The sequence below is a fragment of the Limobrevibacterium gyesilva genome (assembly GCF_025989185.1).
Taxonomy (GTDB): Bacteria; Pseudomonadota; Alphaproteobacteria; order Acetobacterales; family Acetobacteraceae; genus Limobrevibacterium; species Limobrevibacterium gyesilva.
This window is the reverse complement of sequence record NZ_JAPDNT010000004.1, coordinates 183,527-202,037: the sequence shown is the minus strand read 5'-3', so window position 1 is coordinate 202,037 and position 18,511 is coordinate 183,527. Positions and strand designations below refer to the sequence as shown.

General features: G+C 65.9%; 17 protein-coding genes and 1 pseudogene. 1 reads left to right on the top strand and 17 read right to left on the bottom strand.

Annotation, left to right across the window (positions count from 1 at the left end):
- Positions 1-57: 57 nt before the first annotated feature.
- Positions 58-306: pseudogene (locus OL599_RS08815) on the top strand (IS5/IS1182 family transposase); the annotation flags it as partial.
- 538 nt (positions 307-844) lie between these two features.
- Here the strand turns inward: OL599_RS08815 and OL599_RS08805 are convergent.
- The 17 genes from OL599_RS08805 to OL599_RS08725 form a co-directional block, all read right to left on the bottom strand.
- Positions 845-2,200: a phage/plasmid primase, P4 family gene (locus OL599_RS08805; protein WP_264713327.1), complete on the bottom strand. Its 1,356-nt coding sequence runs from the start codon at positions 2,198-2,200 to the stop codon at positions 845-847.
- A 446-nt stretch (positions 2,201-2,646) separates the two neighbouring features.
- Positions 2,647-2,952, bottom strand: coding sequence for a helix-turn-helix domain-containing protein (locus OL599_RS08800; protein WP_264713326.1), 306 nt, complete (start codon positions 2,950-2,952; stop codon positions 2,647-2,649).
- A gap of 200 nt (positions 2,953-3,152) precedes the next feature.
- Positions 3,153-4,409: a tyrosine-type recombinase/integrase gene (locus OL599_RS08795; protein WP_264713325.1), complete on the bottom strand. Its 1,257-nt coding sequence runs from the start codon at positions 4,407-4,409 to the stop codon at positions 3,153-3,155.
- Between the two features lie 586 nt (positions 4,410-4,995).
- A complete protein-coding gene (locus tag OL599_RS08790) occupies positions 4,996-5,808 on the bottom strand; it encodes an ABC transporter permease (RefSeq protein ID WP_264713324.1) in 813 nt (270 codons plus the stop codon).
- Positions 5,805-6,644, bottom strand: coding sequence for an ABC transporter permease (locus OL599_RS08785; protein WP_264713323.1), 840 nt, complete (start codon positions 6,642-6,644; stop codon positions 5,805-5,807). Before OL599_RS08785 ends, OL599_RS08790 begins: the two co-directional genes overlap by 4 nt.
- A gap of 7 nt (positions 6,645-6,651) precedes the next feature.
- Positions 6,652-7,731 carry an ABC transporter ATP-binding protein gene (locus tag OL599_RS08780; RefSeq protein WP_264713322.1) on the bottom strand — a complete coding sequence of 360 codons (1,080 nt, stop codon included), beginning with the start codon at positions 7,729-7,731 and terminating at the stop codon, positions 6,652-6,654.
- Positions 7,728-8,810: an ABC transporter substrate-binding protein gene (locus OL599_RS08775; RefSeq protein ID WP_264713321.1), complete on the bottom strand. Its 1,083-nt coding sequence runs from the start codon at positions 8,808-8,810 to the stop codon at positions 7,728-7,730. Before OL599_RS08775 ends, OL599_RS08780 begins: the two co-directional genes overlap by 4 nt.
- Positions 8,811-8,865: 55 nt before the next feature.
- Positions 8,866-10,131: an NAD(P)/FAD-dependent oxidoreductase gene (locus OL599_RS08770; RefSeq protein ID WP_264713320.1), complete on the bottom strand. Its 1,266-nt coding sequence runs from the start codon at positions 10,129-10,131 to the stop codon at positions 8,866-8,868.
- Between the two features lie 7 nt (positions 10,132-10,138).
- Positions 10,139-10,522 carry a RidA family protein gene (locus OL599_RS08765; protein ID WP_264713319.1) on the bottom strand — a complete coding sequence of 128 codons (384 nt, stop codon included), beginning with the start codon at positions 10,520-10,522 and terminating at the stop codon, positions 10,139-10,141.
- Positions 10,522-11,673: a M24 family metallopeptidase gene (locus OL599_RS08760; protein ID WP_264713318.1), complete on the bottom strand. Its 1,152-nt coding sequence runs from the start codon at positions 11,671-11,673 to the stop codon at positions 10,522-10,524. Before OL599_RS08760 ends, OL599_RS08765 begins: the two co-directional genes overlap by 1 nt.
- A complete protein-coding gene (locus OL599_RS08755; protein WP_264713316.1) occupies positions 11,670-12,956 on the bottom strand; it encodes an NAD(P)/FAD-dependent oxidoreductase in 1,287 nt (428 codons plus the stop codon). The genes OL599_RS08760 and OL599_RS08755 overlap by 4 nt, the downstream gene beginning before the upstream one ends.
- Before the next feature lie 104 nt (positions 12,957-13,060).
- On the bottom strand, positions 13,061-14,044 hold the full coding sequence (locus tag OL599_RS08750; protein ID WP_264713315.1) for a LysR substrate-binding domain-containing protein: 984 nt from the start codon (positions 14,042-14,044) through the stop codon (positions 13,061-13,063).
- A gap of 346 nt (positions 14,045-14,390) precedes the next feature.
- On the bottom strand, positions 14,391-14,933 hold the full coding sequence (locus OL599_RS08745) for a lipid-binding SYLF domain-containing protein (protein WP_264713313.1): 543 nt from the start codon (positions 14,931-14,933) through the stop codon (positions 14,391-14,393).
- Between the two features lie 142 nt (positions 14,934-15,075).
- The gene (ppk2, locus tag OL599_RS08740) at positions 15,076-15,927 is read right to left on the bottom strand and encodes a polyphosphate kinase 2 (protein ID WP_264713312.1); all 852 of its coding nucleotides are present in this window, start codon (positions 15,925-15,927) and stop codon (positions 15,076-15,078) included.
- 57 nt (positions 15,928-15,984) lie between these two features.
- Entirely contained in the window at positions 15,985-16,506 is a 522-nt protein-coding gene (locus tag OL599_RS08735) for a hypothetical protein (RefSeq protein WP_264713311.1), read from the bottom strand.
- A 122-nt stretch (positions 16,507-16,628) separates the two neighbouring features.
- Complete coding sequence (locus tag OL599_RS08730; protein WP_264713310.1) at positions 16,629-16,979, bottom strand: DUF4387 domain-containing protein; 351 nt, start codon at positions 16,977-16,979, stop codon at positions 16,629-16,631.
- Between the two features lie 11 nt (positions 16,980-16,990).
- Positions 16,991-18,349: a DUF1446 domain-containing protein gene (locus tag OL599_RS08725; protein WP_264713309.1), complete on the bottom strand. Its 1,359-nt coding sequence runs from the start codon at positions 18,347-18,349 to the stop codon at positions 16,991-16,993.
- Positions 18,350-18,511 lie beyond the last annotated feature (162 nt).

Sequence of the window (18,511 nt, the reverse complement as noted above, 5' to 3'; positions counted from 1 at the left end):
GACGATCTCGATGGAGTCGCTCGACTGCATTTCTATAGCGAAATCGAGCCGGCGCGCATCCCTTGGGAGATGCTGCCGCGAGAAATGGGCTGCGGCTCGGGCGTCGCTCGCTGGCGGCGCTTGCGGGACTGACAGGCGGCCGGTGTGTGGGAACGCCTGCACCACGAAGTTCTACGCCGCTTACGGGATGCGGACCGGATTGACTGGAGCCGGGCCTGCATGGACAGTTCGTCCATTGCAGCCAAAAAAGGAGGAGCGGCGACAGGACCGAACCCGACCGACCGAAGCAGGCCCGGCTCCAGTCGATCCGCTGGGCATCGCGCAGCCTGTGGAGTAACTCACGATGCAGCCGGCCCCGCACCCCGGCGGCCCGCCAATCGCGCAGCCGCCGTCAGCACGTCTCGCCGGATCCACACCCCATCTCCGCAGGCAGCATTTCCAAAGGGATGCCCGCGCGAAGAATGAACAGGATGCCGGTGGGCGCTGCACGCGCCGGCACCGCCGGGTGACCGCCCCTTAGCTATGCCGCAGGGGGCGGCAGTGGCGGTTCGATGATCGACCAAAGCGCGTCAGATACCACAGGAGTAGCCATTCCCCTTCATGAATCACCCCGCGCGTAAGTACAGGGCTTTTGAAGGGCATTCTAAAGTGTGGCAAGTCCAACGGCCGCCGCTCCCGGCGAGTGGACGACAGAGGCGCGGACGTTGACGTGATCGAACAGTTTGCCGTTGGGGCAGTGTAGGCTTGTGTAGGGTCTGCTATTTCAGACGCTCCGCGCAAGCGCACGCGCGTATAACGGTCCAAATAGTGAACCATACACAACCCTACACTCTGCCTCCCGCTATCATGCACCACTCTCCGAAGATCGTAGCTTGATGCCAGGAAACACGACCCCTTTGTTCGTCCGCTTCTTTGCGGCGTGACGTTGTAGCCGCTCCGAAAACCGCTTTTCTGTCCCTGCTTCCTCGCCTCGCGCCTTCGCGTAGTCGGACCAATCATTGAAAAGGGCGCGGGCGGATGCCGTAGCGTTGGCGTCGCGAACGCATTGTTCGTCAAACCACGACGCGATGCTGTCCTGTTCCGCGAAGTATTCTGCCCCTGCGTCACGCACTATGGCAGGCTCCCCAAGCCCCTCCCGTTGCCATGCAACGCAACCTTTAATTGCCCAGGCCAGGATGCCGGGTAACTCGGCCTTCAGGGCCTCTGGAAGCCCACGATCTGGCTTATCGGGCACAAAGGTCATCGGAATTAGATGCAACCGCCGTCGCATTGCCGGATCGGGATTGCGGAGCAATGGCCGATGATTGCCGGCGATCCACAGTTTGAATTGCGGTGAAAATTCAAACGGGTCGCCACGCATCACGCGCGCCGATATTCGGTCTCCCCCGGTCATCGACTTGATCCGGGACTCCGCCCAGGGACGGCCTTCCTCCGTCTCTGGCACGACCACCATCCGCGCGCCGCGCAGGCTAGCCACATGCGTCGGGTGTTGTTCGTTCCGCCCGACCGTGAACACGTCGGCCATGGCAGTTGTGGCGTAGTCCCCCAGGACAGCAGCGAGCGTATCCAGCAGGACGGATTTGCCGTTTCCGCCCGGTCCCCAGGCGAACAGAAAAGCATTTTCCCGGATGATCCCTGTCAGGCTGTATCCTGCCCAGCGCTGGAGGTAAGCGATAAGGTCGACATCGCCGTGGGTAATTTCGCGCAGAAACGTCAGCCATCGTGGACACCCGCCACCAGGTATCGCGCCCGCGACTTTGGTGTGCAGGTCGCTCAGCCGATGGGGACGCATCTCTTCAGTTTGCAGGTTGATAACGCCCCCAGGCGTATTTAGGACCCAAGGATCGGCGTCGAAGTCATCGGCACGTCGCACATGACGGCGATCAGACCGAGCAAGCCGCTCCACCGCCGCAATCGTGCCCGCGCTGGCCAGCCGGGATGCGTCGTTACCTCTCAACAGCGCAGACTTCTCTCGGCATAGTCGACGGACAAGATCGAAAACGACCAGTGTTTCGTCGCGGGCCCAGCGGCAACCGTCCCAGCGCACCCAGCTTGACCATGCGGGCACGTAAAGATACTGCCCGCTATATTTTTCCGTGAATGCCAACGCCAAGGCGTCGTCTGAAGACGTCGGCAAGTGATTGCTTTGCAGTGCACCATTGACGATCTCTGCGGCGCGATCCGTTAGATCATTGGACATGGCGCGCCTGAGGAGTTGTGCCTGACGGATGTGCTGCGGCCCACGAAATCATGTTGTCGATTTCGGCGGGCTCTTTTTTCCTGCGGCGCGGACGGCTGCGTGGAGCACCTGCCGCATGTTGGAATCGGCCAGCTTTGCGTTCGTTGGCTGGTCCGATCGTCGTGTCGGGGAGAATAGCAATCATCGCCTCGCCCGACCTCACCTCACTCGCCAGGACTTCGGTTACAGCGTTTGTTCGATTGTCTCTCCGCAGCAGATTGAGCGTAGGCGGAGAAATCGCAGCTTCGGAAGTTGGTTGGGCATCGGTTCCCATGTTCGGCATCACCATGTGAGATACCGGCCCGAGCCTTTGCGTGCTGACGTCCGATCAGGCATCATGCGACTGCTGCCAAGCATCTCGCATAATACGCCGGTCTGAGCGCACTCCGCCGGGCCGGCGGTTGCGTTCAGACGGAAGCTTTGGTCTTGATTGCGGGCTTTGGCGCTCGGATGATCGCAGGCGGGCAATTCGCCAGATAAACGCGTACGCTGGCCAGGTCGACCAGAGTCGCGCCGCCGACTTTGACAAAGCGGATCAGCCCCTCGCCAGCCAACAGATAGAGTCGGCTTCTCGACAGACCGTAGCGGCGGCACGTTTCGGGGATGCGCCCGTATTCGGGCGACAGTGCACCCGGCTCCGAGTCGCGCGGCGATCCAACCAGATTTGCGTAACGGGGGTTTGCAGCCATGCGCAATAACTCCGGCTGCCTCATGGGCAGCCACCTGGGGTTATAGCGCACCGACCATGGGCGCACTCTGGGTCCCGAATGGGACAAGCAAGAAACCTAAGTAAGCAGTAACTCAAGATAGGATGAGACGCAAGAAGCTGGGACATCGACCGGCAGCGGTGAAGCGCTCCGCGCATTCGCTTGTGGCGGCCAGTGTCAGGGAGGCGGACATCTTGAGGTCTGCATCATCCCGCCCGGTTGAGATCATGGTCCCTCCGGCCGGACCAACCGGCTGGCGGTCGCCGCAGCGGCACAACCGCACCAGCACCCATTTCGATCCCGTCCAACACATCAGCGAGCCGCTGTAATGCTACTGCTACCTGCGGTCGGTAGCGGCTTCGATTGTACGTCGCGGCCAACGGGGACCGGATGGAGACATGATTCAATGCGGCCTCGATGATGTCCGGCAGTTCGCCCATCTCGCCCAGCATCGTTGCCCCGGTGCGGCGCAGATCGTGGCGGGTCCAGCCGGCGGTCTTGCTGTCCTCCTGCAGCGCCTTCGTCTCCCGATCCCAGTTTCCGAGCGCTGCGCCAGTCCCGGTCGCGAACACCAGCGCCGCCGGCTTCGGCTTGTCGGGCATCCGGGTGCGGAGCAGTTCCAGTGCTTGCGGCGCAAGAGGGACCACGTGCGACTGGCCGTTCTTGCTCTGCTCGCCCGGGATCGTCCAGGTGCCCGCGTCCATGTCGATGTCGCGCCAGCGGGCACGCCCGACTTCCTCCCGGCGGGCAAGGGTCAGCAACATGAACCGCAACGCCGCCGCGTAGGGGCGGTCTGACTTCCTCAACACGGGCAACAGGGCCGCCAGTTCATCGCGCGCCAACACGCGGTCCCGGCGCCGGACTGTTACCGGAGGGTAGAGGCTGGCCAGATCTGGCGGCGCATAGGCACGGCCAGGCGCCGCCGCCCATTTGAGTATCGGGCGCAGGTAGCGCACCCCTGCTGCGGCCGCATGCTTAGCCGAGTATCCATCCGCGGTCATCTGGAGGTCCGCTGACCGCAGCATTGCCAGCGGGCGCGCAAGGAAGGGTTTGAACACCACTTCGATCCGGCGCTTCGCCTCATCCCAGGAACGCAGTTCCGCACCACGCTGCTTGCCGTAGAGGTCGAGCAAGGCCTGCAGGGTGCCGATACCCTCCTTCGCAGCCTTGCCGATGGAACGCTCGCGACGCCGCTGGGCCACGGGGTCCGCCCCTTCGTGCTTGACCTTTGTGCGTAGCGCCCGGGCTTCATCACGGGCCTCACTGATGCCCTTGTCGGGGAAGGAGCCCAAGGGGAACCGCCGCATCCTCCCCTCCCGGTCCCGGCACGCGAGCACCCATGTCTTGCTGCCTGCAGGGGTCAACCGCAACCGCAGCCCGGGGCAGCCGGTGTCCGCCAGGTCGCGGCGCTGGCCGTGTTCCGCTGCCTCACGTGCCGCCTTGTTGATCGCTGGCTCGGTCAACCGCACCGGCATTTCAATCTACCTTCCTGCTCACACGGGGCTTCAATGGGGCTTCAGCGAAGCCGAGACACCTCGGGAAAATCCGGGACGTTCGGAGACGGATTGATCGGCTCTAAGAAACCAAAATGCAAGCTTTAACAGGATGTTCGATGGACGTTGCCGTATATTGTGGGACAGGTCTGGACACTTGGTGACCCCCTCAACCACTGTATTCGTAATCAGTAGGTCCCGGTTCAATCCCGGGCGTCGGCACCAGTCTGCTCAATGGGCTGGAAGCGAAGCGGCGGAAATTCAGGCGAGCCTGTCAGACTCCTGTCGGGGTTTATTTTCTGTCTCTGATCTTCGGGTGTTCGCCAACCACCCGCGCGCAGGTCCGCAGACCGTCATGTACGGCCAGGGCGGCTTCGTCAGCCGCGAGGGCATGGCGTGCGATACCGGCCGCAGCCATCGGCCGGCCACGGGCAGCCGTGCCGCCCTCATCGGCCGCACCCGTCAAGGCCGGCGAGCAGCCTCGTCATCGCAAACTGAACGGACGGGACCTGGGGCACGCACCCTCATCAGCCTGCCGATCGCTGCGCGACAAGCGTCACGCAGCGGCTGTCCGACTGCCCCGGCGGTCACGGATGCGGCGCACCAACCCGTCCAGCGCCAATGCGAGCGTGGTCAGTGCAATCAGCAACGTGCTGACGGCGGCGATGGTTGGCTCGATCTCCAGCATCAGGCTGTTCCAGATCCGCACGGGCAGCGTCTCGGAGCGAATGCCCGCGAGGAACAACGAGATCACCACCTCGTCGAACGAGGTCAGGAAGGAGAACAGCGCCGCCGAGACCACGGCCGGCAGCGCAAGCGGGATCACCACGCGGCGGAAAACGCCGAAGCGCGTGCAGCCGCACAGCATGGCCGCGCGCTCAAGGTTCGGGTCCACCACCTGCAGCGCCGATTGCAGGATCACGAACACCACCGGCAATGCGACAACCGAATGCGCAACCGCGATCCAGGGCTGGAAGCCGATCAGCATGAACCGTGCCGAGAGGAAATACACCGCCACCGCCGTCACCACATGCGGCACGATCAATGGCAGCATGAGCAGCGCCGCCAAAGTGCGCTTCCCGGCCAGGGTGCCGCGCGCCATCACATAGGCGGCCAGGAACCCGAGCACTGTCGACAACACGCTGGTCATGCCCGCGATGATCGTCGAGTTCAGCAGCGCGGTCCGCCAGCGGGCATCGCCCAAAAAGCGCTGGTACCAGGCGACCGACAGGCTGCGCGGCGGGAACTGCAGGTAGGCATCGCCGCTGAAGGACAGGACCGCAACGATCACGATCGGCGCGATCATGCCCATGCAGATCAGCACAATCAGCACCCGCAGCAGCGTGGCGCGCAGAACATTGCCGTTCATGCGCCGAATCCCTTCCGCAGATCGGCGACGCGGCTGTAGAGCGCGTACAGCACCAGCGTTACGGCCAGCAGCACGAGTGTCATCATCGCCGCCCCCGGCCAGTTCTGCGTCAACTCGATCTCACGCTCGATCAGCGTGGCGATCATGATGTCGCCAGGACCACCCATCAGCGCGGGTGTCACGAAGAAGCCGATCCCGAGGATGAACACGATCAACACACCCGCGATCACGCCATGCAGCGTCAGCGGCAGGAATACTTTCAGGAACACGCGCAGCGGCCCGGCCCCCATTCCCTCCGCCGCCTGCAGCAGACGTGGATCGACAGCCTTCATGGCGGCGTACAGCGTCAACACCATGTAGGGCAGCAGGACATAGGTCATCCCGATGACCACGCCGGTGCGGTTATACAGCAGGTCCACCGGCGCGCCGGCCAGCCCCAGCCCTAGCAGGATCTGATTGATGAGCCCATTGCGGCCCAACAGCACCATCCACGCATAGGTGCGCACGATGACGCTGGTGAAATACGGCAGCACGATGCAGATCAGGATCAGCGTGAACGCAAGGCCGCGTGCGCGGCTGAGGACATAGGCGAGCGGATAGCCGATCAGAAGCACCAGCAGGGTCACTTCCAACGCGATCAGGTTGGTATTGACGATCGCCCCCGCCACGGCGCCGGAGCCGAGCGTGGCCCGCGTCTCGGCGACGATATCGGCGAACGAGCCGAGCTCGGCGAAGGATGCCCACAGGAACCAGCCGATCGGCACCAGGAACACCAGCACCAACAGCGCGATCGCCGGCAGAATCAGAAGCAGCGATGCAAGCGGGTCGAGCTTCATGCGCCGCTCATTGCGCCAGCAGCCGGCAGTCTTCGGGCCGCCATTGCAGGGCGACGCGCTCGCCGGCCGGCCGCAGTGCAGAGGAAGCGGCGTTGGCCGCGTCGCAAACCACCGGGCCGTCCGCTCCCGCGTCGACCACATAGCGGACGACGTTGCCGAGGAACGACGCATGCCGAATGGTGCCGGTCAACATGTTCACGCGCTGCCCCGGCGCGCCGCCGGCGTCCGTGAGCGAGATCTTCTCGGGCCGGACGAACATCCATCCGCTGCCGTTGAGCCCCAGAGCGCCTTGCGCGGCGCGCAGCGAAGAACCGGCCTTGCTGATCGTGTCGGCGCCCTGGCGGCGCGCGGCGATCAGGTTCGCCTCGCCCAGGAAGCGGCCGACAAACGTGCTGTCCGGCTGTTCGTACACCTGCCGCGGCGGGCCCATCTGCGCGATGCGGCCGCCTTGCATGATGGCGATGCGGTCCGACATCGTCAGCGCCTCTTCCTGGTCGTGCGTCACGTAGACGACGGTCAGGCCGAGGCGCTGCTGAATCTCCTTGATCTCGACCTGCATGTGGTAGCGCAGGTTCTTGTCGAGCGCGCCCAGCGGCTCGTCCATCAAAATGATCGGCGGATGCGCCACGATCGCGCGCGCCAGGGCGACGCGCTGCTGCTGACCACCCGAGAGCTCGCGCCCGAACCGCCGCTCGAACCCCTGCAGCTTCACCATCTCCATGACTTCGCCGACGCGCTGCGTGATTTCCGCCTTCGGCGAACGCCGCACACGCAACGGGAACGCCACGTTCTCGAACACGTTCAGATGCGGGAAGATGGCGTAGTTCTGGAACACCATCCCAAGCCCGCGCAAGCGGGAGGGCGTGCGCGTCACGTCCCGCCCGCCGAACAGGATGCGCCCGCCATCGGGCTCGACGAAGCCCGCGATCATCGACAGCGTGGTGGTCTTGCCGCTGCCGGAGGGGCCCAGCAGCGTGAAGAACTCGCCCGGGGCGATGGTGATGGACACGCCGTCCACCACCGTTTCCGCCCCGTAGCGCTTCGTCATCTGGTCGAGGCTGATACCTCCGTCGGCCGCCTGCTTCATCCGAGCAACCAACGAGACCACGCACGGTTCACCCGCTCGCGGTTGTCCTCCCACCAGATGACGTTCTGATAGAAGCCGGTCTCGCGCGATTGCGGACCGCCGGGCGCGCGGTCCAGCGCGTCCTTCGGCAGCAGGTTGAACGCCTTCTTCACAGTTGGGCCATACATCAGGTCGCGCGAATATCCGGCCTGCACCTGCGGCTGCATCTGGAAGTCGATGAGGCGCTGGGCGTTTTCCATGTTCGGCGAATCCTTGAAGATCGCCAACGCCTGCACCTGGATCATGTTCTCCTGCCACTCCATGCCAAGCGGCGCGCCCTTGTCGATCACCGTCTGCAGGCGGCCGTTCCAGATCGACCCGAGAACCACTTCCTTGTCGAACAGCATCTGCGCGGACAGGGCACCGGTGTCCCAGAACTTGCGGATTTGCGGGCGGATGCGCGTCATCATGGCAAGCGCGCGATCGAGGTCGATCGGATACAGCTTGTCGCGCGGAACACCGTCCGCCAGCAGCGCGAATTCGAGGCTTGGCGCGCCGGCGGCCATGTCGGTGAGCATGCGCGGGCCGGGGAAGCGTTGCACGTCCCAGAATTGCGCCCAGCCTTTCGGCTGCTTGCCGTCGGGGAAGCTTTCCTTGTTGTAGCCGAGCACGGTGGAATAGATGAAGTTGCCGACGCGGGTGGCCTGCTTGACCTCTGCCACCACGTCGTTCGGGTCGCTCCATTTCCAGCTGTCATAGGCAATGGGGGCCAGCGCCCCCATGCGCTCCAGCGTCAGCAACTGGCCATCGCCGGTGTCGATCACGTCCAGTTCCACGCTCTTGGCCTTGAACATGGCGAGCAGCTTGGCGGAGGTCGCGGCGACCGGTGTGACCTGGACGCCGGTGGCCTTGGTGAACGGGTCGTAGACATGCCTGCGCATGATATCGTCATAAGCGCCGCCCGGCGTGCGAATGATCACCTGGCCGGCAGCCGCGGCGGGCCGGCGCCAGATCCAGGGTGCGGCCAGCCCGCCAGCGGCGGTGGCGGCCAGCAGCCGGCGGCGCGACAGGGCGAAGGCGCCTTTTGTCTGGTCGTTCATCCCATTCTCCATTTGCATTCGGTGTGGAAGAAGCACGCGCTGTACCGGCATCGCCTCAGGCGGCGGGCCGCGTGTGGCGGGTGAAGCGCGTAACGGCGAAAGGCGAAGGGTCCAGCTCCGGCCGTTCGCCGGCCACCAGCCGCGCCACCAGCCGCCCGCTCGGCGGGCCGCCGGTCATGCCGAAATGGCCGTGGCCAAAACACAGGAACAGTCCGGGCCGGCCCGGTGCGGGGCCCAGGATCGGCAGGCTGTCCGGGGTGGAAGGACGGAAGCCCATCCACAGCCGCGGCTCGTCGCCCCGAAGATCGGGGAACAGACGCCTGGCATGGTCGGCAAGCATCTGGGCGCGCCGCTCGTCAGGCGGGGCATCCAGGCCGGCGATCTCCACCGTGCCCGCGACGCGCAGCCCGTCTTCCATCGGCGTCAGGCCGAAGCCGCGGCTCTTGTGCAGTAGCGGCAGACGCATTTGCAGCGAAGGGTTCGGGATGGTGGCGTGATAGCCGCGCTCGGTCTCCAGCGGCACGCGCACGCCGAGCGGATCGAGCAGCGCGCGCGACCATGCGCCGCCCGCCACGACAATATTGGCCGCGTGGCGATTGGCGATGTTGGTCATCACGGTCCACCCGCCGCCGTGGCGCGGGATCAGCTTCATCGCGCGCTCGGGGACGATGACGACCCCGGCGGCACGCGCGAGATCGGCCAGCGTGCGCACCAGCCGCGGCGAGCTGACGGTGTAGCCGTTGCCCGGGATCAGCAATCCACGCTTCACGTCACGCGCGATGCCCGGGAACATCTGGCGCAGATCGTCGGCGGTCAACGCGTCCGCGCGAATGCCGTGCCGTTCGCGCAATTTGCGTTCCACGATCGCGCTGGCGGTGTCGGCGTCGCTGTCCCACACCTGCACCTGCCCGACCGGGCGCATCAGGTCGCGGAACAGGTCGGGCCCAAGCAGGTCCTTCCAGCAATCGAAGGCCGGCGTGTGCAGGGCGCGCAACGCGTCGGAGATGGCCAGCACGCGGTCCATGCGCCCCGCGCGGATCCAGCGCATCAGCCAGGGCGCGGCCCGCGGCAGGTAGGACGGGCGCACCGTCAGCGGGCCGAGCGGATCGCGCAGCCACCCCGGCACCTTGCGCAGCATGCCGGGCAGCGCGATCGGCACCACCGTATCCACGCTGATCAGGCCGGCATTGCCGAACGAGGCGCCGCCAGGCGAGGGCAACGGATCGATCACGTCCACGGCGATGCCTGAGCGGCGCAGATACAACGCGGCGGAGAGGCCCGCGACCCCCGCGCCGACGACGATGGTGCGACGCTCCGGCATCGTCATGTCAGACGGGCCCGAGACAGGCGGTGGCCACCATCTCGACGCGCATGTTGGGCGCCAGCAATTCCTTCACGACGACCGTGGCGCGGTTGGGAAAGGGCGCCTTGAAGGTTTCGGCGTAGACCCGGTTCATCTCCGCCGCATCGGCGGCGTCGATCAGATAGATCAGCACCTGCATCACGTCCGCCAGCGACCCGCCCGCCGCCTCCATCGCCATTTTCAGGTTATCCAGCGTACGGCGCGTCTGCGTGGCGATGTCGCCCGGCACGATGGCGCCCGTGACGGGGTCCTTCGGGATCTGCGCCGTCATCACCAGGTTGCCCTTGCGGACGGTTCCGCTGATGGGGCCCTTCGATGGCGCGATGCCGGTATCGACGACTTCAAACATCAAGCCAGATCCTTCTCGTGATTGACGATCAGCGTGCGGGGCAGCCGGGTCAGGCGTTCCGGCCCGTCTGCGGTTGTCAACACCGTCTCGCTGAGCGACGCGCCGGCAGCGGAGGCATACATGTGGAACACCATTCCCGGCTCGATCCGCCAATCGGCGCGCGGGTGGAAGATGCGCGTGAAATCGCTGGTGCGCGGCCCGGCCGGGGCATACAGGCCCAGCGTGTAGCCGGTGATGTTGTCGTAGCTGTCGCGCAAGCCCGCGCTTAGCAGGCCCTCGCGCAGAATGGCATCGACGTCGGCCGCCGCGGCGCCGGGCAGCATGGCGGCGATCTGACGATCCTGCAGCTCGGCCAATGTGGTGGTGGCCTCGACCAGTGCGGCCGGCGCTTCGCCCACGACGGCGCAGCGCATGACCCGCGCGCTGTAGCCGTGCACGCGCGGGGTCAGTTCGATATGCACGACATCGCCGTTGGCGAGCGGCTCGTCATCGAGATGCCCGTGCAGGAAATCCCACCCGCGCCCCGCGGAGATCGGTCCCGGCGGGCCGGGATCGGCGCCCAACTCCACGAAGGCGGCGACCGCTTCCCGCGCGGCATCACGCTTCGTGGCGCCGGCGGTGCAGGCGGCGGCCGCGCGCAGGATCGCCGCGTCCGCGATGGCGGAGGCCCGCTTCAGCAGCGCGATCTCGGCCGGCGACTTGTGCAGCCGCAACTCCCACACCAGCGGGCCGATGTCGACGAAGCGTGCATGCGGCAAGGCAGTGCGCAGCGCGTCGAACCGCGCCAGCGGCATGCAGTAGGAGTTGAAATCGAGGCCGATCACCGCATGGTCTAGCCCACGTTCGGCCAGAACCCGCGCCAGCACCGGCATCGGATCCTGCCAATCCAGGAACGACACGATGTCGCTGATGCAGCTCCGCTGCCGGCACGGGGCCGCGTCCAACGCGCGGATCAGAAAGAACGGTGCGCCGTCCAGCGGGACGCCGACGCAGCGCCAGCGATTCTCCGAATTGCCGTAGCCAGAGATCCAGGTCATCGCCTCGATCTCGTCGAACAGCGCCAATTGCACGCCGGCTTCGCGCAAACGCCCACGCACGGCGGACAGGCGCGCGGCGAACTCCTCGGCGGAGAAGGCAGGATGCGCGGTCATGGCTGGCGCCAGCCATCGAGGCGGTCGCGCAACTTGTAGTACGTCCCGATCAGCGGCATGAACCAGGGTGTCCCGTTGTACAGCGGCATGGTGGGAAAAGGCAGGCGGGAGAAGGCCGAGGGCCGGTTGGCATCACCCAGGATCTGATGCGCGGCCTGGCGGCCGAGATGCGTCATCGTCACCACGCCGCTGCCATTGCAGCCGAGCGCGAAATGCACGCCGTCCTTCTGGCCGACATGCGGCAGCAGGTCCAGCGCGAACGCGACGTTGCCCTTCCAGGCATGGGTTATCCGCGTGCCGGCGAGATCCGGCAGAAGATGGGTCAGGAACTGATGCAGGCGCAGGCCGGCCCGCTTGACATCGGCGTCAACGAAACTGGCTCGGCCGCCGAACAGGATGCGTTCCCCATCCGGCGAGGGGCGGAAATAGTACAGGACCTTCTTCGTGTCCCCGTACACCCGCAGCTTCGGCAACAGCCTGCGCACGCGGTCCGCACCCAGCGCCTCGGTGGCGATCATGTAGCTGCTGACCGGCACCAGCCGGCGACGGTGCCAGGGCGTGGCGGCGCCGGTGTAGCCGTTGGTCGCGACCATCAGCGCGCGGGCGCGGATCGTGCCGCGACTGGTCTTGACGCGGAAGCCGCCATCGGCTTCGCGCACATAGCTCTCCACCGTCACGCCACCGCACAGAATTGCCCCGTGGCGCGCGGCGGCGGCAGCCAGGCCACGCACATATTCGCCGGGATGCACGGAGCCGGCGCGCTCGATGATCAGGCCGCCATGATACCGGTCGGTGGCCAGCTCATCGGCAAGGCGCGTGCGGGGGACGATTTCAGCCTGGTTGCCGCCATCGCGGTTCAGCATGTCGGCGCGGCGCTTCAGCGTCTCCATGGCCGCCGGGGCGTGTGCGCCCACGAACCGGCCGCAGCGGCGGTAATGGCAGTCGATGCCTTCTCGCCGCACCAGCTCCTCGTAATCCTCGAACGAGGCCTCGGCCTCGTCCAGCATGGCGCGGAGGATTTCGGGGTCCACCGCCTTCTGCAGATCGGCCTTCGCCCGCCCCAGGCTGCCGGAGCCGGAGAGGGCGCCGCCGTTGCGGGTGGACGCGCCCCAGCCGATCATCGCCCGGTCCAGCACCACCGCGCGCTGCCCGTTGCGCCCCAATTCGAGCGCCGTGGCCAGCCCTGCGATACCGCCGCCGATCACAAGCACCTCGGCATCGTCGGGAATCGTTGCGCCGGTGGGAGCAGGGGGTGCGGCATCCCACCAGTAAGGATGTTCCACGTAACCGGGTGCGAAAATGTTCTCTGGTCTGCTCATCGACCCGATCGTGACATGAAAGTATCACGATGGGAGCATAAGTCTCGGTTATGGCGACGGCAGCCAGGTTATGGCTGGGCGACAGCCATGGCGGCGCGCACACGGCCCAGGACGGTGCGCGCCTCGGCGCGCAGCAACGCGATCAGGGCAGGCCGGTCGAACGGTGCCTGCACACCCTCGGGCCAAAGGATACGGTACTCGACAGCCAGAGATGGTTCGAACGGACGCAGCGCAACACTTGAAAGAAAAGGCAGTGCCGTGAACGCATCGGCCAGCGTGAGGCCGACGCCCTGCGCGGCCATGGTGACCGCCGCCGTGGACATGGGACACTCCACCATCTCCCTTGGGCGTGCACCGGCGGCCTGCAGGGCGCGGTCGATCGCCACCTGGCGGCCTTCCTCACGGGACAGGGCGATGAAAGGCTGGTCGTGCAGGTCGCGGGCATAGATAACCGGCCGTTGCGCCAACTCATGGTCCTTGGGAAGGGCGCAGATCGTGCGGGCGCGGGCCAGCAGCACATTGTGCAGCCCGGGAAGGGAGCGCGGGATGCCGATGACCAGCCCGAGATCCGCGCGGCGGGAACTGATGAGGCCCAGCACGTTGCCGACAAGGCGAGAATGGATCGAGAACGGCTCGGGGTGCCCCGTTTCGTGCCACAACCGCGCCACCGCGGGCAGCAGCGCAAAGGTGAGCGTGGGCACGGTGGCCAGCGCGATCGGGCGCGGCTCTTCGTTGCGCAGCCGCCGGCACAGGGCGTTCACCTGCTCCGCGCCGGCGAACAGCCGTTCGGTTTCGGCGTAGAGCACATTCGCCTTGGGCGTGGGAAGAAGCCGGCCGCGGACGCGTTCGAACAGCGCGAATCCCGCCAGCACCTCCGTCTGGGCAAGGAACCGGCTTACCGCGGGCTGGGTCACGCCAAGCAACAGACCGGCCCCTGTCACCGTGCCGGCCCGCATCACTGCGCGGAAGACGGTCAGATGCTGGTGATCCAGCCCGCCCCGCAGCGCCGGCGGATCGGCGCCACCCCCTCCATCCCGACCGGCCGCGGCCATCGGATGTTCCGTCTTCGACCGCTGCGCTGGCATCGTGCTACTGCGTCATCCCGATATCGTGCGGCCCGCAATGGATCTCGTACGGAAAGGCGCTCTCGTTTTTCGAGACCGGTCTCAGGGCCGGCGGCTCGCGATTGAATAGCGGTTTGACGTGGCTGTCGAGATATATGCCGTATTCCTGGGCAACCAGCCCGGTTCCCCGCGCCCTGGACGAACCGATGAGTCCATGCAGGAAGCTTGACCCGCGAGCAGGTCGCTCCTGAAGGGGGATGTCGACGACGGTGCGGCAGGCAGCGACCCACCGCGCGCGTCGGACGATGGGCGGCGAAAAGATCGCGCCGGCGAATCACGCGCCCGGGCGGATGCGCGTGATCTTGGACCCTTCAAGGCCGAACCCGGCCATGAGGCCCTCCTGGCCGAAGGGGATCGCATAGACATCCTGCGTCAGCGTCGTGCTCGTCATGCTGGCGGCAGCCCCCTTGTCCAGGACCACCACGCTCGGGCCCGAGCCAATCGCCCAACCCTCGCTGTCAGTCAGATATTTGAGCGCGGCGTCGGTCATGAAGAACAGCGCGTAGCTGAACGTCTGCGCCCCGGCCTGCAGCCCGAACGATGCCGCAGAGATGTTGTAGTAGCCAACCGTCCGGCCGTGGACCATCAGCGCACCGTCGCCCCCCTGGCCGCCGATCAGCAGGCCCGCCTTTATGATCTTCGGAAACACCAGGATGGCCTTGGCGCGCGTGCCGAGGTCGCGCGCCTTGGGCTGCGCCGAATACAGGGTTTGCAGCGCCCGGTTCGCGGCCTGATCGATCTCGCGCGCCGACGCCGCCAACGCCTCGGTCGTCCGCATCGCGATCGCGCCGGCCAGGGTTGTCAGCCCGGCAAGCATGGAGCGTCTGGTTGTCTGCATATCTGGCCCCGGTAACAGAGTGCTCGTGGTGATGATCGTCCGCCCCGGATGCGCATGACGATGACGTCCTGCACATCTGATGTTGTCGACACAACGTGCCATGGAATGCCCCCAAATGTGCTCAGCCCGACGGCCACGTGAGCGCCGGCACGACCTTGTACGGATAGTCCGGCTCCTGGTATCCGTGAGGGTCCTGCCGCTTTGGCAGCTTCACCTTTTCCCGCGGCAATGCCTCATAGGGGATGTGGTGGAGCAGGTGCGATATCACGTTGAGCCGGGCGCGCCTCTTGTCGTCCGAACGGACGACGTACCATGGGGCCCATGCGGTATCGGTGGCCTGGAACATGTCGTCGCGCGCACGGGAGTAATCGTACCAACGACTGTATGACTTCAGATCCATCGGTGACAGCTTCCAGACCTTCCTGCCATCATCGATGCGGGATTCAAGGCGGCGGGCCTGCTCCGATTCGCTCACTTCAAGCCAGTATTTCAGCAGGATGACCCCGGATTCGATGATTGCCCGCTCGACCGCCGGGGTCATCATGAGGAACCGCTTCACCTGCTCTTCCGTGCAGAAACCCATCACCCGCTCGACGCCGGCGCGGTTGTACCAGCTTCGATCGAAGATCACGACTTCTCCGGCTGCAGGAAGGTGCGGAATATAGCGCTGGACGTACATCTGCGACTTCTCGCGCTCGGTCGGCGCGGGCAGGGCGACGACGCGGAACACGCGCGGACTCACCCGCTCGATCATCGCCTTGATGACACCGCCCTTCCCCGCGCCGTCGCGCCCCTCGAACAGGATGCAGACCTTCAGTCCCTTCTGCACCACCCATTGCTGCAGCCTGACCACCTCGACATGCAACCTGGCCAGCTCGCGCTCGTAAGCCTTCAATTTGAGCTTCCCGTTCCCCGTCGGCAGCTCCTCGCTGTCGTTCTGCTCGGCTTTCTTCGGCTTCTTCGTTGCTTTCATCGGGCGTTCTCGCGATTGTGCCGTTGCGTGACGCGCCCGGCTGCGCAGCCGGGCCGGCTAGGGTTGTGCTTCCATGGCGCTCTTCGGCCAGGAGAAGAACAGGCCGATATCGCCCGGCATGCCGCCTTTGTAATTGATGATGCGGGCAGAGAAACCGAAGCCACCAGGCTGAAGATGACTCTTCCAATACTCGTAGATCGGCCGAGCGCCTGCCGGCAATGTTGCCAGCCATTCCGGTTCCCTTGACCGATCCGTTTGTTCTGCCTTGTCCGGCTTGTTGATGGGCGGCGCATCCGCGTTGATAATTGCCCGGGCTTTGTCCGTACAGAACTCGCTGGGGAAGGACGTAAGCATCAGCTCCGTCTCGCCCCGCTCGAAGGCGCGCTTGATCCGGTCGAGGACGATCTGGATATGCGTGTCGGTCAGCTGGAAGCTGTCGAGCCGTTTCTTGAACTCGGCAAGTTCTTCCTGCTGCTTCCGCTTCAGTTGGTCTTCCGCCTCGCGTTCACGAAGGCGGCGCGCGTCACGCTCTGCGAGAAGTGCAGCCACCGACAGGGCGGGGCCCGGTGTTTCCGGCATGACACGTCCCTTCGTTCAATCCCACGACGAGGGTCAGGTCCGATATTAAATGTAAATTAGCGCGATCGGCAGCGGCCTGCGTTGATCTGGATCAACACCGGCCGCGCCATGTCGCCGTTGAGTCAGCCCGTCGGGCCGACAGCCTCATTGTCGGGCAGCGTGACCACGACATCCAGCAGCGGAGCATATTGCTGGGCGCCGAAGATGTCGGGATCGCCCGGGCTGCCGCTGGGGCGTTCGCGGGCGATGGTGAACTTGATGGCGCAGGCGGCATCGAACTCCACGAAATCGGTCAGCCGCGCCGCCGGCAGGCCGTACAGCTTCAGCACCGCGTCGCGACTCACCGCACCGCTGCGCCGCACCGCGTTGTAGGTGCGCGCGTCGCGGAAGATAATGTCGAAGGTGATCCGGTCCACGCCGGCGTTCTTGCTGCGGATGGTCTTGGCCAGTTCGCTGAGCTTCAAGGTTTGCATCGGGCGCTCCTTCAGAGTCCGGCTTCGGACATGTGTACGCTGAACAGCTCCATCGGGTCGTCCACGGCAACGGTGTGGTTCACGCTCCAGCGATAGGCCGCACTCGCCTGCATCACCTCGTCCAGCGCGAAGGCGACCGAGCCGGCGGTGCCCTTCACGTCCGGCAGGCGGGCGTAGAACAGTTGGCGGGTGCCGGTGATGCACAGCTCCTCGGCCATTTCCCGGGTCGGCGCCACGCCCTGCACCACGATGCACAGCTCGTGCGCGGACGCCTTCACCGGCTCCAGCTTGCCCATCACGCCGTCGCGGCCATAGACGGTGTAGTGCAGCTCATAGCCGGTCTCGCCGAACCGGTCGCGCACCTGCTGGCGGGCCCAGCCGATCGCCGCGTCGATATGGGCGATGGTGTAGGGATCGCGCACCGCGGCCATGCCGACATAGCGTTCGCCCAGCTTGGCCGCACCTTCGAGCTTCACGCGAATGCGCTCGGCGGGCACGAAGCGCGGGCCGGTGACGCGGGTGGTCTTGTCGGAGATCTGTTCGTAGCGGCATTGGCTCATGTCCAGCATGCCGCCGGCGACATATTCGTAATAGGGGTTGGCGCGCTCGTACATCGCGTGGCCCGCCACCGAGGCGACAGTGCAGCGCTGGCCGGGATGCATGGCGGTGACGTGAACGCCGCCATCGACGATTTCCCCCAGCACCGTCTCCTTGCCGCCATAGGGTTCGGCACAGAACGAGGCGCATTCAAGGACCTTGCCGAGATAGTAGGATAGCCCCTCGGCGTGGCCGCGATGCAGGGCCGCGGCGGCGAAGATGGCGCTGTCGCTGCTGCGGCCGCCGATGATGACGTCCGCCCCCTGATCCAGCAGCGCCATGAATGGATGCACGCCGGCCATGGCGACGACGCGGCTGGTGGCATCCAGCTCCGCCTCGCTCAGCGCCTCGCGGCCGTCCAGGCCCTCGATGGCGTCGCCGGCGCGGATTTTCGCGCGCAGCTTTTCGCGATCGACTTCCGAATAGAAATAGCCGAGGCGGAACTTCGCCAGGCCGTGCTTGCGGGCGAGTTCCCTGATCAGGCCGACATAAAGGTCCACGCGGCTGTTGCTGCCGGTGTCGCCGGCGGAGCCGATGATCATCGGCACGCCGCGCGCACGCGCGGCCAGCAGCATCACCTCCAGGTCGTGGGTCTGCCAGGCCAGCGGGCTGGTGGAGGTGTCCGAGCCCAGCGGGCCGGGGCCGACATCGTCACTGCCGGAATCGGCGGCGATGAAGTCGGGGCCGGCGGCCACACCGAGCGCGAAGCTTTCCGGCTTCAGCGGCGCAAAACCCAGATGGCCGTTTGGGCAGATGATGCGTGCGGTCTGCATCCGATCCTCTTTTCCATGAACGTGTCCGGGCTGCTGGGATGCATCCGCCGTGCCAGCCGGGGCCGGCGGGCTTCGGTGCCCCCAGGGGGCATGGCGGCGCACCGGACGCGTGGATTGCGCGCGTGGGGGCGCACCCCGCGCGCATCGTCGGGACATCGGCCG

Bases quoted from the DNA above. Each gene is read 5' to 3' on its own strand.
- OL599_RS08725 (WP_264713309.1), bottom strand. From the start codon at position 18,349: ATGCAGACCGCACGCATCATCTGCCCAAACGGCCATCTGGGTTTTGCG.
- OL599_RS08765 (WP_264713319.1), bottom strand. From the start codon at position 10,522: ATGTTTGAAGTCGTCGATACCGGCATCGCGCCATCGAAGGGCCCCATC.
- ppk2 (WP_264713312.1), bottom strand. From the start codon at position 15,927: ATGAAAGCAACGAAGAAGCCGAAGAAAGCCGAGCAGAACGACAGCGAG.
- OL599_RS08730 (WP_264713310.1), bottom strand. From the start codon at position 16,979: ATGCAAACCTTGAAGCTCAGCGAACTGGCCAAGACCATCCGCAGCAAG.
- OL599_RS08750 (WP_264713315.1), bottom strand. From the start codon at position 14,044: ATGGCCGCGGCCGGTCGGGATGGAGGGGGTGGCGCCGATCCGCCGGCG.
- OL599_RS08770 (WP_264713320.1), bottom strand. From the start codon at position 10,131: ATGCCGGAGCGTCGCACCATCGTCGTCGGCGCGGGGGTCGCGGGCCTC.
- OL599_RS08785 (WP_264713323.1), bottom strand. From the start codon at position 6,644: ATGAAGCTCGACCCGCTTGCATCGCTGCTTCTGATTCTGCCGGCGATC.
- OL599_RS08775 (WP_264713321.1), bottom strand. From the start codon at position 8,810: ATGAACGACCAGACAAAAGGCGCCTTCGCCCTGTCGCGCCGCCGGCTG.
- OL599_RS08780 (WP_264713322.1), bottom strand. From the start codon at position 7,731: ATGAAGCAGGCGGCCGACGGAGGTATCAGCCTCGACCAGATGACGAAG.
- OL599_RS08805 (WP_264713327.1), bottom strand. From the start codon at position 2,200: ATGTCCAATGATCTAACGGATCGCGCCGCAGAGATCGTCAATGGTGCA.
- OL599_RS08745 (WP_264713313.1), bottom strand. From the start codon at position 14,933: ATGCTTGCCGGGCTGACAACCCTGGCCGGCGCGATCGCGATGCGGACG.
- OL599_RS08760 (WP_264713318.1), bottom strand. From the start codon at position 11,673: ATGACCGCGCATCCTGCCTTCTCCGCCGAGGAGTTCGCCGCGCGCCTG.
- OL599_RS08800 (WP_264713326.1), bottom strand. From the start codon at position 2,952: ATGAGGCAGCCGGAGTTATTGCGCATGGCTGCAAACCCCCGTTACGCA.
- OL599_RS08790 (WP_264713324.1), bottom strand. From the start codon at position 5,808: ATGAACGGCAATGTTCTGCGCGCCACGCTGCTGCGGGTGCTGATTGTG.
- OL599_RS08735 (WP_264713311.1), bottom strand. From the start codon at position 16,506: ATGCCGGAAACACCGGGCCCCGCCCTGTCGGTGGCTGCACTTCTCGCA.